Source organism: Veillonella dispar, assembly GCF_937975875.1.
In the GTDB taxonomy this organism is placed as follows: Bacteria; Bacillota; Negativicutes; order Veillonellales; family Veillonellaceae; genus Veillonella; species Veillonella dispar_B.
The window spans coordinates 1-1,804 of sequence record NZ_CALJSP010000015.1; the positions used below are offsets into that span (position 1 = coordinate 1).

At 38.5% G+C, this 1,804-nt stretch carries 1 protein-coding gene and 1 pseudogene; both read right to left on the reverse strand.

Annotated features, from left to right (window positions below; all coding sequences use genetic code 11):
• Nucleotides 1–488 (reverse strand): acetolactate synthase small subunit (gene ilvN, locus Q7P05_RS00640; RefSeq protein ID WP_303930035.1); only part of this gene is annotated, 488 nt, incomplete at its 3' end.
• 8 nt (nt 489–496) lie between these two features.
• Nucleotides 497–1,750: pseudogene (locus Q7P05_RS00645) on the reverse strand (thiamine pyrophosphate-binding protein); the annotation flags it as partial.
• Between the last annotated feature and the right edge of the window lie 54 nt (nt 1,751–1,804).

Below are 1,804 nucleotides of genomic sequence, written 5' to 3' on the forward strand. Positions count from 1 at the left end.
AGTGAAATGACGCTACCACCGCGTACAACTTCAATACGATTAACAAACATATCTTTAAATAGAGCAATCATATCGTTATTTTTGGATACTGTTTTTACACATTGTACGAGAACAGATTTGCGGTTATAATCAACTACCAACAAGTCAAAGGTTTGAGCAATGCGGAAGATTTCTTGTTTATCTGCTTCTTTGCAACTGTTGACCTTAATAAACAATAGTTCTTTCTTTGTAATCCGCATATCTGTAAAGTCGATAACCTTAATCACCTCTACACTGCGATTAAGCTGTTTAATGATTTGTTCGTATGTCAAATCATCGCATGTGAGCTCAATGGTCATACGAGACATGGTAGGATCTTCAGTTTCCCCTACTGTCAATGTATCAAGGTTATAATTTTTACCTGCGAAGAGGCCAGAAATTTTAGCCAATACGCCGATTTGGTTTTCTACATACGCTGAAATACAGCGTTTTTCCATATGTAATTCCATAGCCCCTCCTATTTTTTATCCTTTAATAACATATCGCTTAAAGATTTGCCGGCTGGTACCATTGGCAATACATTGAGCTCCGTTGGAATGATGAACTCAAGTAATGTAGGACCATCTTTGAAAGTATCTGCCAATTGGAACCCTTTTTCGATATCCTCTACCTTAGTAATGCGCATTGCCTTTGCACCATAAGCTTCTGCCAATTGTACAAAGTTTGGAACGTATTCAAACTCATCATTATCGATCATATCACGCGTTACAATAGAGCTTTCATCCATCAACAAATTAGTACAAGCATATCGTTTATCGTAGAACAATTGTTGCCATTGCCGTACATTACCAAGGAAGCCATTATTCAAAATGATGAGAGTTACAGGTAAACGGTAATGCATAGCTGTGGCAAATTCTTGGATATTCATTTGTACACCACCATCACCACAGATAGCAAATACTCGTTTATCAGGGTTGCCAATTTGAGCCCCTAACGCAGCTGGGAACCCATAGCCCATCGTGCCAAGGCCACCAGATGTCAACATTTGGTGTTGTCCTTTAATTTCGAGGAACTGAGTAGTCCACAATTGATTTTGTCCTACATCAGTAGCAACAATAGGTCGTGCATAGTGGTTATTAATATAGTCAATAACAATTTGAGGTGTTAAGCCTTCTTCACCCGCTTGTGTAACAGGGCGGTCAGCCTTAAGTTGTTGTAATTGCGCAGGCCATTCACCAAGATCATGAGGTTCAATATATTCCAATAATTTTTCAATAGCTAATTTAGCATCTGCTACAATTGGAATATCTACCTTAATATTCTTAGAAATAGATGCTGCATCCACATCAATATGGATAATCTTACAATTTTGTGCAAAGGTACTTAACTTGCCTGTAATACGGTCGTTAAAGCGTGTACCAATAGAAATCATTACATCACAATCAGTGAGTGCCACATTCGGTGCATAGCCACCATGAATACCAATATTGCCGAGATATAAAGGATGTCGACTATCGATAGCACCTTTACCCATCAATGTAGTTACAACAGGAATGCCTGTTTTTTCTACTAGCTTCATCATGAGGTCGTTAGCACCACTAATGCTAACGCCACCGCCTAATAAGAATAGTGGTCGTTTAGCCTTGCTGATAATAGAGCATGCTTTTTTTACTTGTCCTACGTGAACTGTTGTATTAGGTTTATAGCCACGAATATTGACTTCTGTTGGATACTCATCAGAGCCCATAGCCTTTTGAATGTTTTTAGGAACCTTGAGAGTTGCTTTGCAAAACATAAGGGACTAATTCTTTTTTTGCTCTGTCAT